Origin of the sequence: Microcoleus sp. LEGE 07076, assembly GCF_015207455.1 — a bacterium.
GTDB lineage: Bacteria > Cyanobacteriota > Cyanobacteriia > Cyanobacteriales > Microcoleaceae > Microcoleus.
The window spans coordinates 1-1,171 of the sequence record NZ_JADEWV010000480.1 but is presented as its reverse complement, the minus strand read 5'-3'; the positions used below and the strand labels follow the sequence as shown (position 1 = coordinate 1,171).

General features: G+C 42.9%; 2 protein-coding genes. Both read left to right on the top strand.

Annotation, left to right across the window (positions count from 1 at the left end; genetic code table 11):
• Positions 1-221 precede the first annotated feature (221 nt).
• Positions 222-476: a type II toxin-antitoxin system ParD family antitoxin gene (locus tag IQ270_RS30435; RefSeq protein WP_193976805.1), complete on the top strand. Its 255-nt coding sequence runs from the start codon at positions 222-224 to the stop codon at positions 474-476.
• Positions 466-843 (top strand): type II toxin-antitoxin system VapC family toxin, encoded by a 378-nt coding sequence (locus IQ270_RS30430; RefSeq protein WP_193976804.1) that lies wholly within the window; start codon positions 466-468, stop codon positions 841-843. The genes IQ270_RS30435 and IQ270_RS30430 overlap by 11 nt, the downstream gene beginning before the upstream one ends.
• The last annotated feature ends 328 nt before the right edge of the window (positions 844-1,171 follow it).

Genomic DNA, 1,171 nt, shown 5'->3' with positions numbered 1-1,171 from the left:
GGACATGAAGGGAGGGGACTTGAATGGGCGGCTGGATGCGATCGCCTCGATCGGATAAAATATTAGGCAACATAATTCAGTCGTTGTGCTTACTTATATTTTAGCAGCAAGATCGGGGTAATCGCGCCATCTTCCCGTACACAAAAATGTTAAATAACAAAATTGGATAATTTTTGTTATTATGGAGGGTAGTAGTTGACTCAAATAGGTGACTCAACATCATGAATATATCCTTAACTCCTGAACTAGAGCAGTTTGTTCAATCAACAGTCAAAAACGGTAGGTACTCATCAGCTTCTGAAGTGGTGTTGGCTGGATTACGATTGCTAAAAGAACGGGAAATTTTAGTTGTTTTGAATCCGGTTTCGTCAGAAGGCAAGCATAAAGCCTGCTATGATTTTTCGGATTTGGTAGGGCGATTAACTTGGCGGGGAGATGCAGTAACAATGCAGAGGAATCTACGCGATGAGTGGTAATCGCTATGTGTTGGATACGAATGCGATCGTAGCTTTGCTTCAAGGGAATCTTCAACTCGTTGAATTACTTAAAGATGCCGATTGGCTGGGAGTTTCAATAATTAGCCAAATTGAGTTTCTGGTGTTTCCGGGGCTGACTCAAGATGATCGTCAGATTTTTGAGCAGTTTCTGCAACGAGTGGAGGTTCTTGGTTTAGGGGCGATGGATGCTGTTTTGATTGACAAAATCATTGAAATTCGCCAGCAACATCGCTTGAAACTGCCGGATGCGGTTATTGCAGCAATGGCAATCCAAAATTCAGCAAGTTTGGTGACGGCCGATCGAGAGTTTGCAAAGGTAACAAGTTTAACGGTAATTAATTGGTAGCGATCGCACTTTGTGGAAAAAGGGAGATCGCACTTTTTGACTTATTCCAAAAGGGCGATCGCCCTTTGTGATTTATTCCAAAGGGGCGATCGACCTAGTGGTCAAGTAGACATCATTTGACATAAACTAATTCTGAAACTATTCCCTAAATATAGCCCCTTCACCAACAATTTCAACCAACATCCAGTCCCCCCCTTCTTAAGGGGGGCTAGGGGGGATCAATCCGAGACTAAACGACTAAACCATCCACCTCAACCAACATCCATTCCCCCCCTTAATAAGGATTACCAGTGAGATAATGCCTTTATTAAACGACTCAAACTTCCAC